General features: G+C 44.0%; 11 protein-coding genes. 1 reads left to right on the top strand and 10 read right to left on the bottom strand.

What is annotated here, in order from left to right; translation table 11 throughout:
* Window positions 1–382 precede the first annotated feature (382 nt).
* The 10 genes from ACVBDY_RS04890 to ACVBDY_RS04845 form a co-directional block, all read right to left on the bottom strand.
* A complete protein-coding gene (locus ACVBDY_RS04890; protein ID WP_447174343.1) occupies window positions 383–2,830 on the bottom strand; it encodes an ABC transporter permease in 2,448 nt (815 codons plus the stop codon).
* 9 nt (window positions 2,831–2,839) lie between these two features.
* Window positions 2,840–5,206, bottom strand: coding sequence for an ABC transporter permease (locus tag ACVBDY_RS04885; RefSeq protein WP_447174342.1), 2,367 nt, complete (start codon window positions 5,204–5,206; stop codon window positions 2,840–2,842).
* Between the two features lie 91 nt (window positions 5,207–5,297).
* On the bottom strand, window positions 5,298–7,724 hold the full coding sequence (locus ACVBDY_RS04880) for an ABC transporter permease (RefSeq protein WP_447174341.1): 2,427 nt from the start codon (window positions 7,722–7,724) through the stop codon (window positions 5,298–5,300).
* Window positions 7,725–7,984: 260 nt separating this feature from the next.
* Complete coding sequence (locus tag ACVBDY_RS04875; protein WP_447174340.1) at window positions 7,985–10,369, bottom strand: ABC transporter permease; 2,385 nt, start codon at window positions 10,367–10,369, stop codon at window positions 7,985–7,987.
* A 221-nt stretch (window positions 10,370–10,590) separates the two neighbouring features.
* On the bottom strand, window positions 10,591–12,936 hold the full coding sequence (locus tag ACVBDY_RS04870; protein WP_447174339.1) for an ABC transporter permease: 2,346 nt from the start codon (window positions 12,934–12,936) through the stop codon (window positions 10,591–10,593).
* A gap of 11 nt (window positions 12,937–12,947) precedes the next feature.
* Window positions 12,948–15,392: an ABC transporter permease gene (locus ACVBDY_RS04865; protein ID WP_447174338.1), complete on the bottom strand. Its 2,445-nt coding sequence runs from the start codon at window positions 15,390–15,392 to the stop codon at window positions 12,948–12,950.
* Window positions 15,393–15,403: 11 nt separating this feature from the next.
* Window positions 15,404–17,797, bottom strand: coding sequence for an ABC transporter permease (locus ACVBDY_RS04860; RefSeq protein ID WP_447174337.1), 2,394 nt, complete (start codon window positions 17,795–17,797; stop codon window positions 15,404–15,406).
* Between the two features lie 24 nt (window positions 17,798–17,821).
* Window positions 17,822–18,499, bottom strand: a complete 678-nt coding sequence (locus tag ACVBDY_RS04855; RefSeq protein WP_447174336.1) for an ABC transporter ATP-binding protein — start codon at window positions 18,497–18,499, stop codon at window positions 17,822–17,824.
* 84 nt (window positions 18,500–18,583) lie between these two features.
* Window positions 18,584–18,937 carry a four helix bundle protein gene (locus ACVBDY_RS04850; RefSeq protein ID WP_447174335.1) on the bottom strand — a complete coding sequence of 118 codons (354 nt, stop codon included), beginning with the start codon at window positions 18,935–18,937 and terminating at the stop codon, window positions 18,584–18,586.
* 78 nt (window positions 18,938–19,015) lie between these two features.
* Entirely contained in the window at window positions 19,016–20,266 is a 1,251-nt protein-coding gene (locus tag ACVBDY_RS04845) for an efflux RND transporter periplasmic adaptor subunit (RefSeq protein WP_447174334.1), read from the bottom strand.
* Window positions 20,267–20,533: 267 nt separating this feature from the next.
* Here ACVBDY_RS04845 and ACVBDY_RS04840 point away from each other — a divergent pair, with 267 nt between their 5' ends.
* On the top strand, window positions 20,534–20,908 hold the full coding sequence (locus ACVBDY_RS04840; RefSeq protein WP_072315411.1) for a GxxExxY protein: 375 nt from the start codon (window positions 20,534–20,536) through the stop codon (window positions 20,906–20,908).
* Window positions 20,909–20,946: the final 38 nt, after the last annotated feature.

Raw genomic sequence — 20,946 nt, 5'->3', positions numbered from 1 at the left:
TTTTCCAAATTTTCGAACGTTTGTTTATAATTTCACCGGGGCTTCGGTACATCCCGAGCTACGCTCGGGACACTCAGCCGCCTTTGTTCTGGCTTGTAAACCTGCTCTTTGGCTGTGCTCAGGGACCTGGAACTTGCAACCTGCAACCTTTTTTCAATCTGTCCCTCTCAGTGTCATAATTTTTCAGCTCTCAAACTTTATCACTCTGTTTTCAGCGATTTTACCGGGTTGGTCATTACTACTTTTACGGCTTGTAAACCGCCCTTTGGCTGCGCTCAGGGACTGCAACTTGCAACCTGTAACTTTTTGTAACCTGCAACCACTTCTTCTGTGAAACTCTGTGTTTCTTTGAGCATCTCTGCGTCATAACTTCCCAACTCCATCACTCCGTCCTTAAAGATTTCACCGGGTTGGCCCGGGCTTTACTTAACGTCCGTACACTCATTATCATCAGGGCAATGACCAGCATGCATCCACCCCCGGCCAGGAATATCCACCAGCTCATTCGGGTCTTATAGGCAAAATCCTGTAACCAGGAATGAAGGCTCAGCCAGGCAATGGGAACTGCAATTATATATGCCAGGCCTATCAGTAACAAAAATTCCATGCAGAGCAGGATGTTGATCTGCATTAAAGAGGCCCCGAGTACTTTTCGCACCCCTATTTCCTTGGTGCGTCTTTCGGTGGTATAAATAACCAGTCCCAGTAACCCCAGGCAGCTTATTAAAACCGACAGGGCAGTGGCCCAGTTCAACAAGGTGGACATTTTGCTTTCCTGCCTGTAGAACCGCTTGACAATATCATCCATGAATTGTGGTTCAAAATCAAAACCGGGATAAATTTCTTTCCAGGTATTTTCAATCCGGGTCATAACATCCGTCCAGTTTTCGGGATGTGTGGCCGGCAGGGAAAAATGGATGGTACTGAACCTGGAATACCGGTTTCGGTTCCAATCGCCCACCAGTGCCATGGGTTCTATTTCTGACTTTAGCGAACGTTGATTAAAATCATTCATAACACCTACTATCGGGCTCCTGTTTTCATCGACGATTAATTCTTTTCCCAGGGCCTCTTCCGGGGTGTTGAATCCCAGCATTTTCATATAGGTTTCGTTAATAATATATTCCCGGACCGTATCGTTCCGTAGCTTTCTCCCGGCCAGAAGTTTTATACCGAAGATATCCATATACTTGGCATCTCCATATAGCAATTCCAGGTTGGTATGTACTTCATTTTTTCCGTCTATATAGTTTGTGGCCATGGAATGCGTACTGAACGATGCAGGCGGATTGCCACCGAGACTCACTTCCTGTATTTGCGGAATAGTCTTTATTTCTTCCATTAACCGGGACCGTTTATCCATGGAGGCATCGTGCCAGGGAGTTCGTACAGAGGCGATGGCATCTGTTTTAATGCCCATGTCTCTGGACATCAGGAATTGTATTTGTTTGCCCACAAGGAGGGTAGCAATAATAAATACCTGGGCAATTACAAATTGGAATACGGTCAAATATTTCCGAAAAGAAGCTGTATTCCCGGCAAACAGAACCTGGTTTTTTAATACGGTTACGGGTTTGAAATTGGAGAGCACCAAAGCCGGGTAAGATCCGGATAATAAAGACACGATTACGATCAGGAGGAAGGCAAAAACCATAATAACAGGGTCGGCAAACAGGTGAAACCGAATTCCTTCGGCCAGAAAACCGGAAAAGGTATCAAGTAACCCATAAGAGAGGAGTACCGAGAGGAAGGCCGCAAAACAGGTTAATAGGAAAGTTTCTACCAAAAACTGAAAGATCAATTGTTTTCTGGAACCTCCGAGCGTTTTACGCACTCCTATCTCCCTTGCCCGGAAGGTAGCCTGGGCCGTATTGAGATTGATAAAATTAATACACGCTAAAATAAGCAAGAAGAAAGCGACACAGGATAATCCGATGAGAACCGGTTTGCTTGCCTGTGCCGTACTATAATCAAAAACACCATAATCGGAATTAAAGTGGATGTCTTTTAAGGGTTGTAAATGGAATCTCCTTTTCTGCCCGAACTCCAGTAATTGCTTGTCTTCGTGTTGCCTGGCCAGGAAGTCTAACTGTTTTTGAATAGTTGATATATCTGCGTTTTCCGCTGTTTTAATAAATAATAGTGAAGCCGAATTGGTGCTGTTCCAGTTGGTATCGGCTACCATTTCTTTAGCATCCGATTGAGAGGCTGTTTGTATGGAAAGGAATTCCTCAAAAACAAGGTCGCTTCGTTCCTTAAAATTTGCGACTACGCCGGTGATTTTGACAGGAATGGAATCATTATAGACTAATGTATGTCCTATAACTTGTGGAGGTGTCAGGGAAGGGAAATACTTTTTGGCCCTTTTTTCGGTAAGGATTAATTCATTGGGATTGGCGAGTATGTTTTTTGGATTTCCGGCCAACCAGTCGTATTGGAATACATCAAAATAATTTCCGTCAGTGTAAACGACTTCCCCGGGATCTTTATAAATCCGTTTGGTCTGCCGGTTCTCGACTTTGAGAGGATCTGTTGTGAAAAAAGCGCTTACATCAGCCACTCCCGGAATCCCTTCTTTTAAAGTAGCTGCCAAGGGGCGGGGGACCCCGCGGTTGTAAAACCTCCCTTCGGGAGAGATAAAGTCGGTAGTAATACGGTAGATACGATCGCCATCCGGGTGAAAAGTATCAAAAGTAAGATCGTAATATACCGCTAAGCCTATGACAAAGGAAGCGGATAGCCCGATAGAAAGCCCGATTACATTAATCAGGGAAAATAACCGGTTATTCCATAAATTCCTGAATGCTATTTTGAAATAGTTTCGAATCATCTTTTAGGTTTATTCTGTTTTTAAGGATTTCACCGGATTTGCCATCGCAGCTTTTACCGCCTGGAAACTCACCGTACACAGGGCAATACCGATAGCTGCCAGTCCCGCTATGGCAAATACCCACCAGGAAATTTCAATCCGGTATGCGTATCCCGTCAGCCAATGTTGTGTGATCCACCAGGCAATGGGGATGGCTATACCAATGGCTATAAAGACCAGTTTTAAAAAATCCGTGGATAATAACTGAACAATTCTTTTAACGCTGGCTCCCAGCACTTTCCTGATCCCGATCTCCTTTTGCCGCTGTTCTGCGGTGTATGCCGCCAGGCCAAAGAGCCCGAGGCATGAAATAACAATGGCCAGGAAGGCGAATACACGCGATAATTTTTCGATGAGCATTTCACTTGTAAACCTGGCATTGAAATCGTCGTCTACAAAGCTGTATTCAAAAGGATAAGCGGGATTGTGTTTTTTCATGATAGCCTGTAAACTGCTGAGGGTCTCTTTGATATTTGCATTGACATCTGTCCGGACATACATATATTCGGCATCTCCCGGTCTATTGAGAAAGAATATAACCGGGTCGCTATTGCCATATAGGTTTCCGTAAACAAAATCTTTGATCACCCCGATAACGTCATAGTTGATCCCTCTAAGATGTATGGTTTGTCCGACTGCACTTTCGGTTTTCATAAGCCTGGCTAATGATTTGGTGATAACTATCCGGGTGCTATCTCCCGGATCACCCAGGCGAAAGTCCCTGCCTTCGATGATTTCCATTCCGGCAATGGAAATAAATTCCGGACTGATATACCTGTGGGAGATCAGGATGTCTTCGCTGTTTTCATTCTTACCCTTCCATGTCGCTTGAGTACTGTTATTACCGGTAGAAAGGGTTTCAAAGCTGTTCAAGGCTACATTTTCTACCATACCGGTATGGAGCATGTCTTGTTTAATGCTACTAAAGTTCTTTTCCATGTCACCGCGGACCTTCATGGTAATCAGATGCTCCTTGTTATACCCCAGTTCCCGGTTCTTTACATGCTGAACCTGTTGGTAGATTATAATGGTACTGATAATTAATACTATGGATACCGTAAATTGAGTGACCACCAATCCCTTACGGATAAATACAGCGCTTCCGCGCGCAGACCTTTTTCCCTTGAGGACTACCACCGGTTTAAAGGAAGATAGGTGCAGGGCGGGATAATAACCGGAAAAAAGACCGCAGAATAATGTGATAAGGAGCAGTGCCAGAAGATGTAAAGGCTTGCTGAGCGCCAAAACGAGTTCTTTTTCTACCATCAGGTTGAATAGGGGTAATATAAGTTGCATCAGGATAATGCTGATAGCAACAGCAATAGCGGCCATGATTAGGGCTTCAGTAATGAATTGCATGACCAGTTTCCGTTTTTCGGCGCCCAGTACTTTACGGACCCCTACTTCATTGGCCCGTTTTTCACTCCGAGCAGTAGATAGGTTCATAAAATTGATACAGGCAATGATTAGGATGATACATGCTATGATCGTAAAAAGACGAACATAGGTGATACGCCCCCCCACTTGCCTACCATTTTCGAACTGACTGCGCAGACGCCAGTCTTTCATAGCAAATAAAAACGCTTTCGCATCGTCGACACCCCCTGTTTTCTCCGGTATAAAGTTGTTGAGTTTTTTGTCAATAGCAGAAATATTAGCTTCTTCGGTCAACTCCATATAAGTGTCCGTAACAAAATTACCCCAATAATGCATCCATTGTTTGTCTTTGGCAAAGGGTTCATAAGCAGCAAGCCAATCGAATTTCAATGTGACATTATGTGGTAGGTCTTTTACCACACCTGTAATTATGTAGTCTTGAGTGTTATCGAGTTTTAGTGTTTTTCCGACTATGTGGTTGTCATCTCCGAAAAACTGTTTGGCCATCTTTTGGGTGATCACTATACTATGGCCATTTTTTAGGGAGGAAACCGCACTTCCTTGTACAAAATCCAAACTAAAAATATACATGAAATCTGGATCGACATAGAGTCCTTGTTCATAAATGTCCTTATCTCCGAGACTGAATAATTTTTCTCTTCCCTCAACTCTGGAAATACGTTTTACCCCGGGAACCTCTTCCTTAAAAGCGGGCGCCAGTGGTCCGGGTGTTGCATCAAAAAAAGTACGCCATTCTCCCTCATATTTTTGGCTGTTAGGTACAGCATATATCCGGTCTTTATTCGGAAATACCGAATCAAAACTCACTTCGTCCTCAACCCACAGAAAAATAAGCCCGGCACAGGCAATACCGATGGCCAGTCCGAAAATATTGAGGAAGCTATAGGTTTTGTTCTTCCGGAGGTTCCTCCACGCTATTTTAAAATAATTTTTGATCATGGTTTTTGGTTATTGAGTTATTCAGTTATTTGGTTATTGAGAAGTAATACTTAATAACTCCATAACCAGATACCTTATTAACTTTAAATCATCATTCGGTCCGCAAATTTTTTACCGGGTTTGCCAGGGATGCCTTGATAGTCTGAAAACTTACCGTGACCGAAGTGATCAGTATCATGACTACAAAGGGCAATACGAAATAGGCCCAGTGTATATCGATACGGAAAGCATATCCCTGTAACCAGTTACTGGCCATAAGCCATGTCAGCGGAAGGGATATTAAAAAGGCGAGGGACAGCAAGATGGCAAATTCCTTGTATAAAAGTTTTAGGATCTTGCCTACAGATGCACCGAGCACTTTACGGATCCCGATTTCTTTTGTCCGCAGCATGATATTGTATGATGCAAGGCCAAACAGTCCCAGACAGGCGATCAGGATAGCAAAGACGGTGAACGTGAAAAATACCGATCCGAATTGACGGTCGGCCCTGTATTGTTCGGCAAAACCATCGTCCAGGAAAAAGTATTCGTAAGTATTGCCCGGAAAGAACCTGTTCCACGCTTCATGTACCTGTTGAATGGTCTGAGCTATTTGGTCCGTACCCAGTTTTAATGCGAAATATCCGGCTACCTCAGGAGTAAGCCGGAGAATAAGCGGTTCATAGGCCTGGCGGAGGGATTCCTGGTGAAAATTTTCGGACACACCAACTATGGTGAATTGATCTCCCCAAAAGTTGATCTTCCTGCCAATCGCTTCTTCCGGGTTATTAAATCCCAGTTGTTGTATCCCGAGCCGGTTAAATATCACACTTTCCTTATCCGTTGTATGTTCTTCGGAAAATGGCCGTCCTGCGACCATTTTAATATCCAGGAGGGAGGTGTAGTCGTGATCGACCCATAAGACCCTGTACTGTTTTTGCCGGGATTCGTCCTGGGTCACTAACCTGATGCCTCCCGCATTGCCGCCTCCACCTTTTCCCGGGACCGTAGAAGATACAGCGATATGCTTTATGGAAGGATTTTGTAACAGGAATTCTTTGAATGCCTTTTTCTTATGTATAAAGGTGGAATCAGATACGACAGGAGGTCTGATGACCAGGGTTTGATCGATATTTATCCCCAGGGACTGGTTTTGCATAAACTGTATTTGCCGGTAAACGATCAATGAATTAATAAGCAGGAGCAGGGAAGCCGCAAATTGAAAGACAACCAGTGATTTTCTCAGTACACCACCCTGTCTTGTCGCCGTCATTCTCCCTTTTAAGACCTCTACGGGTTTGAACCGGGACAGTACAAGAGCAGGATAGAAGCCTGAAAAGAATGTGCCGGCCATATAAAGTATGCACAAACCTGACCAAAAAACGGGATTGACGAATAAAGAATACGATATGTTCAGCCCTGAGATCCGGTGGAATAAGGGGATAATCACTATCATGAGCAATATGGACAGGACCACAGCCAGGCCGTTAAACATGGAGGATTCCGTAAAAAACTGGGCGATCAGTTGTTTGCGTTTCGAACCAATAACCTTACGCACCCCGACTTCCTTGGCACGGCCTATGGCACGGGCAGTGGCGAGGTTTATATAATTGATCCATGCTATGATGACGATAAAGAACGCCACCCCCATAAGAAGGTAAACCGTTTTGCGATTGCCGTTGGTTCCCGGTTCCATACGATAATGCGGATCGAGATGTATATCGGTGAGTGGTTGCAGTACATAATTAACGGAGGCATTCATTTGTTTCATTATTTCACCGACGCCCTGCGCTACAACAGGAGGGAATTTTGCTTCCACTTTTTTCGGGTCGGCACCTTTTTGTAACAATAAATATGTAAGGCATCCGTCACTTACCCACCAGGTTTCCGGGTTATCTTCACCTTTGCTGTCCGCTTTGACGATTTCGATAAAGCTGGAGTAAGACAGCAGGATATTGGGTTTTAGCTGGGTGTTTTGTGGCATATCCTTAAAAACACCGGTGATCTTATAATTCCGATCGTTATTGATCCGTATGGATTGGCCGGTAACAGCAGTGTGGCCAAATATTTTTAAGGCTGTAGATTCGGAGATCACGGCGGTAAAAGGCGCGGTCAAAGCTTTTTCAGGATTCCCGGTGAGCAGGGGATATGAAAATATCTTAAAGAATGAGCTACCGGCATAAAACACCTTGTCCGTTTTCAGGGGGGCATTGTCAATATTCAATACCGCATCACGGGTTTCCACCACTTTTACGTAGTCTTCTATTTCCGGGATAGCCTGGTGGAATGAATTACCCACGGCAAATGCTCCCGCCGCCCATTCAGAGGCTAGCTTACCATCGTCGAAACGGTCCTGCTTCACCCGGAAAATACGATCCTTTTCAGTGTGGAAATCATCATAGCTCAGTTCATAGGAAACATACTGCAAAATAAGCAGGCAGGCTGTAATCCCCATGGCCAATCCGCCAATGTTGATCCCGGAGTACATTTTGTTTTTTAGTAAATTCCTCCACGCTATTTTGAAATAGTTTTTGATCATGTTTTTTTAGTTGTTAGTTCAGAGTTTTGGAGTGTTGTTTTCCAAATTTCCGAACGCTTATTTATAATTTAACCGGGGCTTCGGTACATCCCGAACGGAGTTCGGGACACTCAGCCGCCTTTGTTTTGGCTTGTAAACCAGCCCTTCGGTTGCGCTCAGGGACCTGGAATTTGCAACTTGTAACTTTTTTTCAACCTGCACTCCTCTGTGAAACTCCGTGTTTCTTTGTGCATCTCTGTGTAATAACCTTTCAAACTCCATTACTCCGTCCTTAAAGATTTCACCGGGTTGGCCGTGGCAGCCATATACCCCTTATAACTCACAATAAGCAGAGTCAGGATCAAAACACAACCTATGGGCAGGGCAAAGACCCACCAGCTAATCGGTGTTCTGTAGGTATAGTTCTGTAACCAATCGTTCATAAAATACCAGGCAATGGGGGAGGCGATAAGCCCCGCAATGCCTATCAGTTTGAAAAAATCTTTGGAGAACAATCCGAGGATGTCGACAACATTGCCTCCCAACACCTTCCGGATACCGACTTCTTTGGTTTTCTGGGCAACGAAAAAGGAAACCAGGCCATAGATACCCAGGCCGCCGATAAAGATGGCCAGAAGGGAAAATAGTTTGGTCAGCGCCAGGAACTGTTGTTCGGATTTGTACATTTCCGCTACGCGATTATCCAGGAAGGCGTATTCGAAGATAAAATCGGGGAAATAAGGCCTCCATTGTTGTTCAATATACCGGAGTGTTTCTGGGGTATTAGCCTGATTGATTTTGATTCCTAATTCCATGTACCACTGATCCGGATCGTATGCAATAAATACAGGGCTTATGGCATCCTCGAAGTCCTGATCGTGAAAATCTTCCACAATCCCCACGATGCGGGCATGGTAATTATCACCGATTTTTATGGGTTTGCCTACTAACTCTTCTGGGGAATTTATTCCTACTTTTCTGCCGAAGGTCTCATTGACCACTACTTCATCTAAAGAATCTTTCTGAATAAAATTCCTGCCCGAAATAAGTTTAATGCCAAAAGTATTTAAGTAGTCCTTATCTGCAAATTTTGACTGAATCAGAAAGTCTTCTTTTTCAGGGTTGTTATTAAAATAAACGCTCTTACCTAAACTGTTAACAGGCGCTCCCGGGCTTGTAAAGCAAACAGAAACCTGTCTGACATTCGAAGACCGGACAATCTTGTTTTTTAAGGACATTAATTTAAAAGATCCTATATCATCTACAGGAAGTTTTACCATAACGATTGCGGTAGTATCGTAACCTAAATCAGTACTTGTAGCATATTTAATTTGTTTTCCGATGACCAGCATGGCGATGATCAAAACCATGGAAATAACAAACTGACTGGTGACCAGTATCTTTCGAGTCAGTGAACCGCCGGTATCTTTCTGAGTCAGTTTTCTTTTCAGGGCGAGGACAGGGGCGATCCTGGCCAGGATAATCCCGGGATAGCTTCCGGCCAGAAAAGCAACGCCTACCAGGAGTATAGCGATAAAAGTGGCAAACCGGAAATTTAACAGGCCGGATGCCGAAAGGGAAAGGTTGAAGGTGTTGTTAAAGAGCGGTAGACAGAGAAGACTTAACCCGAGCCCGATGACCAGGGCAACAAAAGTAATGAGAAATGTTTCGGCCAGAAACTGCCGGAAAAGCTGATCCCTGAAACTTCCCAAGACCTTTCTTATGCCAACTTCCTTCGAGCGGTAGACAGATTGGGCCGCAGAAATGTTGATAAAGTTAATGCAGGCAATAAGGATAAGGAAAAAACCGATAGCCCCGAGGATCCAAAGCAGTTTTACATTGATGCCACCACTGTAGTACGAATCGAAATGGATGTCCTGGAAAGGCTGTAGTTTATAATAGTCTGTACCCGTGGGTTCAGCGTGGTATTTAGTGGGCCATTCCTTCATTTCCTCCTCTATTTTTAAGGGATCCTGATTGGGCCTTAACCGTGTAAAACACTGTAAACTGGTGCCTAATCCTGTCCAGTTTTCACGGGAAACCCATGCAGTTTTAAGGGTGTTGAAGGAAATAAAGATCTGGGAAGTTACCATGGTGTTCTTTGGAAGGTCTTGTAAGATTCCTGTAACCCGGATCGTTTCCTTATTTTCCCACACAAAGGTTTGATTGATGGGATCGGTATCGCCAAACAGCTTTTTTGCCATTTTCCGGGTGATAATAGCCGTATTTGGAGCCGCCAGCTCATCCGAAAAATCCTTATCGAGAAGGGGGTAATTGAATATCCGGAAAAAATCCGGTTCGACGAAAGCAACATCCTGTTTATAACGCAGGGGGGATTCTCCCGAATTTACGGTAATTAACCGCCCGCTCCAATTTACTATCTTGGCTACCTTTTCCGCATAATTGTAATCGTTCTTAAAAACATTGGGCAGTGCACGGGGAACAGTTGCTGTATACTCAATATTATCTTTATGCTGTTCAGTTACGAGCCTGTATATTCGGCCTGTATCCTTGTGAAAATCATCGAAAGTCAGGTGAAACTGGATAAACAGAAAAATAAGAATGGCACAGCCAAAACCAAGGGCCAGTCCCAGGATATTGATCAATGCTACGCTTTTCCTTTTACGGATACTTCTCCACGCTATTTTGAAATAGTTTTTGATCATTTTTTAGCTTTTTAGTTTGGGAGTTATGGAGTTCGTTCTTCCCGGACTTCCCAACTTTATAATCTATTGGTTACACCGTATAAGTGGCTTAACATCTTCTTTCCATAACTTCTCAACTCCAAAATTCATCTCTTCTTAGTTGTCAGGCTAACCGGTTGTTGTGCTGAGCAACCGGATAACCCGACAGGTCTTTAAAACCTAATTAACTAAACTAAAATCTTTCATTCGCTCCGTAAACTTTTTACCGGGTTGGCGGTTGCAGCTTTTATGGACTGTGCACTCACCGTTATCCATGCTATGAGTATTGCGACAGATCCGGCCAGGATAAACATCCACCATTGCAATTCAATACTATAGGCAAAGCTGTTCAGCCATCGATGCATTGTATACCATGCGATCGGTGAGGCGATTACAATAGAAATAAGTACCAACCTGGTAAAATTTCCGGACAATAAGGTGACAATATTGGTTACGGAAGCACCGAGGACTTTCCGGATACCGATCTCTTTGGTGCGCTGTTCGGCAGTAAAGGCCGCCAGGGCCAATAGTCCCATAACGGAGATCACCATAGCCAGGATACCGAAATACCTGATTAATGTACTGATCATGGTGTCTGTTCTGTATAGTTTTTCGTATTCCGTATCTAAAAAGTGATATTCAAAAGGGTAATTGGGATTGAATTTTCGGGTCAGTTTTTCAAGGTCTTGTATGGCTTCTGCAGTTTTTCCGGCACGGGTCTTTACTAGCATTTGGGAAGAGTTCTGAGGATCCAGACAAAGGACCAGGGGAGTTATGGGCATATGTAACGACTGTATGTGAAAATCTTTCATCATACCTATCACCGGAGCTTCTCCGTTCCAGAAACTGATCTGTTTGCCTACCGGGTCTTCCATTCCCATCAATTCTGCCGTTGATTCATTGATCAGGTAGGCCAGGCTATCGGTCCGGAAATCTTTGGAAAAGTCCCTTCCCGCGGCGAGTTCTATATTCATGGTTTTTATGAAATCATATCCCACGTGCATCACCGATACATTGGTTTGCAGGTCCGGGTCTTTTCCGGGCCAGGAAAGATCACCGGAAGACGAGCCGATATTAATGGGAAGCATAGCCGAGGTTGTAGCGTTTTCTATGGCCGCAGATCGTAATACTTCCTGTTTAAAGGGTTCCATCTTGTTGTATAATTCTCCTTCCAGTGGTATGGAAAGGACCCGTTCCCTGTCCAGCCCGAGGTTCTCGGAACGCATGTATTGCATTTGTCCGTTAATGACGATCATGCTGATGATCAGGAAAATCGACAGGGTAAACTGGAACACCACCAATGACTTTCTGAGGAAAGCAGCATTGAGAAATCCGGGTTTCAGTTTGTTCTTTAAATTGTGAATGGGGGATATGGCGGAGAGGTACAGGGCCGGATAACTACCGGACAGGAATCCCGTAATCAGTAGTAATGCAATAATACTTATCAGAGTGGTCGGGTCGGTAATGTCCATTTCTATCGGCCTGCGTAGGAATCTGCTAAATGCTGGAAGCATAAGCTTTACGAGACCAAGGGCCAGGAGCAGCCCCAACAGACTGGTCAATATCGATTCGCTTATGAATTGTTTGAAGAGGGAGTTTCTGCCCGCTCCGACGACCTTTCGTATTCCCACCTCTTTGGCCCGCAGGGAAGAACGGGCGGTGGCCATATTCATAAAATTGATGCATGCAATCGCCAGGATAAAGAGGGCTACGATCATAAATATACGTATGTATTCGATGCCTCCGCCACTGGGTTTCCCGTTTTTGTAATCGGAATACAATCGCACGTCTTTAAATGGTTGCAGGATAGGGAGAACATCCATATCGGCATATTTCGGATAGATCCCTTTCATATTGGTTTCGGCATTCTCCGGGGCCGCTTCCGGATGTAGGCGTACATAGGTGCGAAGCAGGTTACTCCCCCATAGTTGCATCCATTCCTGTTCTGTTTCTTTAAAATTTATAACCCAGTCCAGTTGTACGGTAGAGTTGGAGGGTATATTTTCGATAACCGCCCCCACGGTATAGTCCTTGTGATTATTGAGCCGTATTGTTTTTCCAAGGGGGGAAATGTCCCGGAAATATTTTTCGGCCACATTACGGGTTATGACAATGTGGTTCGGAGAGGCGAGAGCATTTTTCGGGTTACCCGCTATTGCCGGAAGCCGGAATACGTCAAAGAAGTCATCTGAAGCATAAAGTCCGTTTTCCTTGCCGGCCTTTTCCCCGAAGTTGACCAGGAGGTCCCTGTTATACGCAAGTTTGGTAACAAAAGCGACTTCCGGAACATCTTTTTTCAATGCTTCTGCAAGAGGAGAAGGGGTAAGGCCACTGGTCACAACCTTTCCGTTAAAGTCAGAATTACATCTGACAAAATAAATATCTTCATAACCGGGATAAAAACGGTCATAACTCATCTCATCCTTTACCCAAAACCATATCAGAAGGCTGCAAAACATCCCCAGGGCAAGCCCTGCAATGTTGATCATGGAATAGAATTTATTTTTTCTAAGGTTCCTCCACGCTATTTTAAAATAGTTTTTGATCATAACGGTTTAACTTATTCGGTTCGCAGGCTTTTTACGGGGTTAGTCATCGCGGCTTTTAAGGATTGGCCGCTTACCGTGATCAGGGCAATAGCTACCGCTACTAACCCTGCAAGGGCGAACATCCACCATTGTATGTGTATTCTATAGGCAAAACCTTCCAGCCATGAATTCATACCCCACCAGGCGATAGGTGAAGCAATGAGAATGGCTATCAGCACGAGTTTTATAAAGTCTTTGGATAAAAGGCGTACAATACCTCCGGTAGAAGCGCCTAATACTTTTCGGATACCGATTTCCTTTATCCGTTGTTCTGCAGCGTAGGTAGAAAGACCGAGCAGGCCGAGGCAGGCGATAAGGATGGCTAACAGGGTCATTACTATAAAAATAGTTTCTCTTATTCTGTCATTGCGATAAAACAACTCCCATTGTTCGTCGAGAAAATGATACTCAAGTTGATGGCCCTGGTCGACCCCATAGAATATCTCCTGCATTTTTTTTAGTGCAGGGAGGACATCCGTATTCCCTTGGGAAAGCCTCACTGTAAAGTAATCTATGGAGTGAATCGGATTTTTTTGGGTTCCGAGCACCATTGGGGCCAGCGGTTCACGTAGCGATTGAAAATTGAAATCGCGGACGATACCCACCACCCTGGCCAGGAACGGTTTATCGAGCGGAGAAAAATCGCCCCCAAAATTGACGGATGGGATTTCGATAAATTGCCCGGAGGGTTCGACAATACCCAAAGCCTTGGCGGCACTTTCATTGATCAATACTGAAGTGGAATCTGCTAAATGATCGGGCAGGAAATTTCTCCCCTGCAGGAGTTCTATATCATAGGTTTGTAAAAACTGGTCGTCCACCCCCAGAAAAAACATATTTTTTTCCTGTGGATCACCGGCGTTGTTGTGCACAGATACTTTGGGCAGATTTTTCCACTCGCCAGGGACCCTGGAACTTACCGAAACACGGGCGACCTGTGCCAGTTTTGAAAATTCGTGTCTTATGGTTTTCCAGCTGTCCCGGACCTTCCCGCTGTTGATATCAACCACGACTAACTGATCTTTCCGGAAACCTATGTCTTTGTTGTTGAGATATTTCATTTGCAGGTAGATTACCATAGTAGCCACGATCATGACGATAGATACCACAAATTGGAGTACAACCAAACTGCGGCGCAGGGAAACCTTCCCTTTGCTCATTTGGTCTTTGTGTTTCATCAGCGATAGTGGTTTCAGAGCTGCCTGGACCAATGCCGGGTATAATCCGGATAGCAATCCTACCACTATGGTAATTAAGCCTATACCAATCAGGATACGATAATCGGTTGCTGTTCCGAGTGTCAGTTGCTTTTCTGTGAACGTATTAAACCAGGGTAATGTGATTTTGGTGATGATCAGCGCAAAAACAATCGCGATCACTGTTGTCAAAAATGCTTCGGTGAGAAATTGTCCGGTCAGGTTCTGTCTTGATGCACCTACTACTTTGCGAACGGCGATCTCTTTGGCCCGGTTGGTATATCGTGCAGTGGTCAGGTTCATATAATTGACACAGGCGATAAAGAGCACAAAAAATGCAACAATGGAAAAGACATAGATTGTGGTTAAAGAACCTTTTTTTCCCGAATCACCCTCAATGTCTTCAGAATGGAAATGAATATCCGCCAGTGGTTGCAAAGCAAGATCGCTTTTGCCGGAAACACCGGCATCCTGATTTTCTGCTATAAGTTTGGTGATGCCAGCCTCAACTTTTTTGGGATCACTTTGATCTTTCAGTGAGAAGTAGGTTGCAAAAGAATCCGAATCCCAGTCTGTGTTAATGAAATTCTTAAATCCGTCACCTGTCATGCTCGATTCGGAAAAAAGCATATTAAACGTGATACTCGAATTACCTGGAAAGTCTTTCAGTATTCCGGTGATCTTAACAGGAATGTTATCTACGTCGGTTCTTATGGTTTTTCCCAAAACGTCGGCAGTGCCGAAAAGCCTGTAGGCCATTTCTTCCGTCATAACAACGGTATGGGGCTCGGTTAATGCATGAGCCGAGGTCCCCTGCAGGAATTCGAAATCGAAAACATTAAAAAAACGGGGATTGCCCAGGGTGATATTTTCATGAAAAACCTGTGTATGGTCTAACGCAGAAACATTGGTTCGCCCCAGGGTGATCATCCTGGCTATGCCTTGTATTTCCGGAAAATCAGTTTTTGCTTTTTCCGAAACCTGGTAACCCGTTCCGGCAATCTTTGTCAATTCGCCGTTTGAGTTTGTTTTATGATTTACCGCCCTGTAAATATTGGATGTGTGTTGGTGAAAACGGTCAAAAGTCAGTTCGTCAAAAATATAAAGAGCAATGAGCAAAAAACATGATGTACCAATAGTGAGCCCGACAATATTGATAAAAGAAAAGAATTTGTTCTTTTTAAGGTTTTTCCACGCTGTTTTAAAATAGTTCCTTATCATCACAGTTTGGTTTATTCGGTTCGCAGGCTTTTTACAGGGTTTGCGGTGGCGGCTTTGATGGATTGGCCGCTCACGGTTATCAGAGCAATGACGACTGCTGCTGTTCCCGTCAGTACAAAGATCCACCATTGCAGTTCAATCCGGTACGCAAAATTTTCAAGCCAGCGGTTCATCGCATACCAGGCGATCGGGGAGGCGATGATAATAGCGATTAGTACCAGCTTTATAAAATCTTTGGACAGTAAAGTGACTATATGAGCAACGGAAGCGCCGAGAACCTTACGTATACCGATCTCTTTGGTGCGTTTACTGACGGTATAAGCCGTTAAACCGAGTAATCCCAGGCAGGTAATTAATAGTGTAAGGATCGAAAATACCGAAACGATTTTTCCGAACCGTTGATCGGCCTTGTATTGCTCGTTAAACATCTGGTCATAGAAATAATAGTCGAAAGAATGGCCGGGGAATTGTGTTTTCCAGGCCGACCCTATATCGGCAACCGTTTTTTGTATATCCTTTGTGTGAAGTTTTACAGCGTAAAAACTCGCTTGGTTACTGTGCCAATGTATCATGGGAAGTACGGCTCCCTTTAAGGATTGTTGGTGAAAGTCTTTAACCACCCCTATAATTTCAGCCTGTTCCGAAAACCAGACACTTATTTTTTTGTTCAGGGCCTTTTCGGGATTTTCAAACCCCAATGTCCTGACAGCTTCCTCATTAATGATCACTTCATCCGTACTTACTGACCCGGGCCTGAAATTTCTTCCTGTGGCCAGTTCGATCTCCATTGTAGGAATAAAATCGGTATCAATCCCGTAGAGATAATAATTGTAACCCCGGCCTTTATCAGAACCGTATTGCGTTATACTTGTGGTAGAACTCAGTTCGTGAAGACTGATCCCCGGGAGTGAGCCTGCAACCGATACTTTTTCCACATCGCTAAGTTGGGACAGTTCATTTTTAAAAGTCCGGCTCTGGACCAGGCGCAGGGAATCGGTTCCAAATTTCGGTGCCCTGATAACCAGCATCTCTGACGTGTTTATCCCCAGGTCCTGGTTTTGCATAAAGGACAGCTGCCTAAAGACAATAAACGCGGCCGACAATACGATCAGTGCTATGGCGAACTGCCCGACCACGAGGACTTTTCTAAACAGATTGCCTTCCCTGGACCCTGTGAATGATCTTTTAACAACAGAAGCAGGCCTGGCGGAAGAAAGATTAAACGCAGGATAAAGCCCGGACAGCAGGCAGTTAAAGAGAAATAGTCCGGCACAGGTGATCCAGAACATGGACGTCGTGAAAAAATCGACTTCAACAGGTCTGCCGATCAACCGGAAATAGAAGGGGAGTATCCCCCAGATGAGGAGTAAGGCCAATACCATGGCTGTAAGGTTGATCAATAGTGTTTCGGTGAGGAACTGGCTTATCAATGACCTTCTATTGGATCCCAATATTTTCCGCATACCTACTTCACCTGCCCTTTCGGATGCGCGTGCCGTAGCCAGGTTCAGATAGTTGACCGAGCCTATTAACAGGATGAGGAAAGCTGTGATAAACAGAAAACGCACCGTTCTTATATTCCCGTTGACCTCAGGCTCCCAGCCTTTGTGGGAGTACAGGTGTATATCTTTGATTGGTTCTGCTACTACCCGGAGATGATCTAAATCCTTGAATTTTTCTTTGCGAAAATCAAACAATTTTTTGTTAAATGCTTCCAGGTCTGGGTGTGGGGCTAATCGCAGATAAGTGTAATTGTTCCAGCTCCCCCATGAATTCAGGTCCCATCCCATATTGACGAGGGAAGAAAAAGAAAGCAGTATTTCTACTTTCAGATGGGTATTGGATGGTGAATCCCTGATCACACCGGTAATGGTAAACAGGTATTCCCCGTTTTTTACGGTTTTTCCTTTTGCAGGTGCATTGCCGAACAAGCGTTTGGCAAGGGATTCGCTGACTACAGCTGTCATAGGAGCATCCAGTGCGGTAGAAGGGTCGCCCTGGATAAATTCGTGATGAAAAATGTCAAATACGGAAGGGTCTGCCGCATAGATCTTATCGATCCGGTAAACCTGGTTGTTATAGCTTATTTCATTGTCGTCTTCCATCATCTGTACCCGGACATAATCCGTCACTTCTGGCATTTTTTCTTTTAATTCCGGAGCTAAGGCAGGGGCGGTTTCACAGTCCGTGGACACAAGCTGTGAACCTTGATACATTTCAGTAGTAACCCGGTAAATACGATCTGCATTTTCATGAAAGTCCTCATAACTATACTCGAACTTTACGAAATTGATGATCAGCAGAAAAGCAGCCGATGCTGTAGCCAATCCCACAATGTTGATCAGGGAATAGAACCTGTCTTTCTTCAGGTTGCGCCAGGCAATTTTGAGATTATACTTTAGCATGATGTTTCGGTTGGTCGTTTTGTTTTACACCAGGATATTCTCCGTCACTTTCTGTCCGTCCAGCATCCTGATGATCCGGTGGCTGAACTTGGCATCGTGTTCGCTGTGTGTTACCATAATAATGGTAGTTCCCTGCTGGTTCAGTTCCGTAAGGAGATCCATGACCTCGTTACCGTTGCTGCTGTCCAGGTTTCCGGTAGGTTCATCGGCGAGGATGAGTTTGGGACTGTTCACCACAGCCCTGGCTACAGCCACCCTTTGCTGCTGTCCGCCGGAAAGCTGTTGCGGGAAGTGATTTTTCCGGTGCATGATCTGCATTTTTTCGAGGACTTCGTGTACCCTTTCTTTACGGTCCGCAGCTTTTACTCCTGTATAAATAAGCGGTAATTCCACATTTTCAAATACGGTAAGTTCATCGATGAGGTTAAAGCTCTGGAATACGAAACCGATGTTGTGTTTGCGAAGGTTGGCCCGTTTGCGTTCGTTAAAACCGGAGACTTCAATACCGTTGAAGATAAAACTTCCCCCGTCCGGGTCATCGAGCAACCCCAGGATGTTCAACAGGGTTGACTTTCCGCAACCGGAAGGACCCATAACCGCTACAAATTCCCCTTCCTTTACGTCAAAGGAAAGCCTGTTAAGCGCAACTGTTTGTACCTCTTCCGTGCGGTAAAACTTTTCTAAGTCGGTAATTTTTATCATGGATGTGTTTTTTTAAAGTTGGAAGCTCGAAGCACGGAGCACGAAGTGGTTTTTTCTTCATACTTCATGCTTCGCACTTCGTGCTTATCTAATTTTCTTCCTGAAAGCGACAGTCATGTTCATGAGGTCGAAGCAATTTTTATAAAAAGTATGAAAATCGTCATTTGAAATATATTTTCTCCTTTTAGCTTTGTATAAACAGGTTACGACTTCCGCTATGGAACGTATGGAATAGCCTAAAAACTTTTGGTATTCGGCTTTTGATTGTAAAATGGAGCCTTCCGAAATGTTCAAAGCAACGGAGTCGGCTGCCCTTCTGATTTGAGAAGACAAATTATACAACTCTTCCTTTGGAAATTTTATGGCAAGTGTATTCATTTCTTCTCCCAGATCCATTCCTTTTTGCCAAATAATCAAATCTTCAAACTTAAATTTCATAGTGTTAGCTTTAAATTAAACTTTGGATGTAGAACTCCTGACTTCGAACTTCGAGCTTCGTGCCTCAAGATTAGCCCATCAATTCAAAACCAACTCCTGTATATCCCCAAAGTTATCATATCCGGAGGTAACTACCTTATCTCCGGGCTCTAAACCTTCCAGAACTTCGTAATATTCGGTGTTCTGGCTGCCGAGCCGTATTTCCTGTTTGTAGGCGCTCTTGCCGTCTTCACTGACCTTAAATACCCAGTTGCCGCCGGTTTTCTGAAAAAACCCGCCTTTGGCCAGGAGCAGCGCTTCTTTTTCCTGGCTGAGGGCCAGGCGGATCTGCAGTGTTTGTCCGCGGCGTATACCTTCCGGTATTTCTCCTTCGAAGTGCATGTCTACCTGGAAACGGCCATTGGTAACCTGCGTATATACTTTTTTGATGACCAGGGTAAAGGTTTCGTTTTTAAAGATAAAGGAACCGAATTGCCCGTTGTATATTCTCGAAATATAATGTTCATCAATATCGGCACGTACCTTAAAACCACTGAGTACATCTATTTGTCCCAGTCGTTCCCCCTTGATTTTGGATTGCCCTATTTCCGCGTCGAGGGAGGTTAACTGTCCGTCCACAGGTGCTCTTACCACCAGGTCTCCCACTTTTTTACGCATCAGGTCGAGGGCGTTACGGGTCCTGTTATACGAACTTTCGGCCTGGTCCAGTTCCTGCCGGGATGCCATAGAATCCTGTTTAACGACTTCTTCGGCCAGTTTCATGCGTTCCTTCTGGTAGTTATAATTGTTTTCGGATTCCAGTAACTCCTGTTTACCAACAGCTTTTTCGTTAAAGAGTCTTCTATTTAGTTCATATATCCTTTTGGCTTCGATAAGGCTGTTTTCCACATCTGTTAATTGGTTAAGCCGGTTTATGGTGTTCTGTCTCGCGGCATTTTGTTGTATCTGCATCTGGGTAAGCAGGTTGTATACTGATGTTTCCTGGTTTACCAGGCTGAGTTCCAGGTCGGTGTTGGATAATCGCAGGATAGGATCGCCCGCTTTCATTACGGTCCCGTCTTCCACAAATTTTTCTTCCACCCGTCCGCCTTCCACGGCATCCAGGTAAATAGTGGTAATAGGTAGTACGATACCGTTAACCGGAATGTTTTCCTGGAAAACACCGCTTTTTACTTCACTTATGGTAATACGTTCCGTTTCTACATTGAGTTTGGACCCTCCCGTGGAGGAGATGATCGTAAAGATAATAAGGGATAAGAGTAAAACACCCCCAACCAGCATGATAATGCGGGAAGTGGTAAAACGTTTCTTTTCAATCGGAATGTCCATAAAGTGCAATTTGATTTACCACTATAGCATTATCGTGCCAAAAATATAAAATGCTGTTTTATAGTTTATTGATTCTTTTTTTAATAGAAAAGGTGTTCGGTTTCGATACACTTTATGTTCGCTGGCAATACACTTTTGTACTCCGGGAAATTAGGATTGGTACTTTTTTCATTAAAGGGGATTATATTGTAATATTGTAGATGTTGAGCTATAACACAGAGTTTCACAAAGTAGACACAGAGATACACGGAGTTTACTGATAGTCTTATGGATATAAACAACCTTTCTTATAAAGTGATAGGTCTAGCCATGGAAGTACATCGTCAATTAGGACCGGGGCTTCTGGAATCTGCTTATCAGGAATGTTTATTTTACGAGATAAAAAAAGGAGGATTTTTTGTAGAAAGAGAAAAAATATTGCCCATAGTTTATAAGGATATTAAGCTGGACCATGGTTACAGAATAGATCTTTTAATAGAAAATAAATTGGTGATAGAATTAAAAACAGTGGAGTGTTTTACTGATGTCCATATTGCTCAGGTCCTGACTTATCTGAGATTGGGGAATTATCCTTTAGGCTTGTTGATGAATTTTCATAGTAAGATTTTAAAGAATAATATAAAAAGGCTTATAAATACATAAAGAACATATTTTGTGAATCTCTGTGTTTGCTCTGTGTT

The sequence above is a fragment of the Sinomicrobium halophytocola genome, from assembly GCF_052983395.1.
Note: the sequence above shows the minus strand (reverse complement) of the source record. Positions and strands in the feature narration are given on the sequence as shown.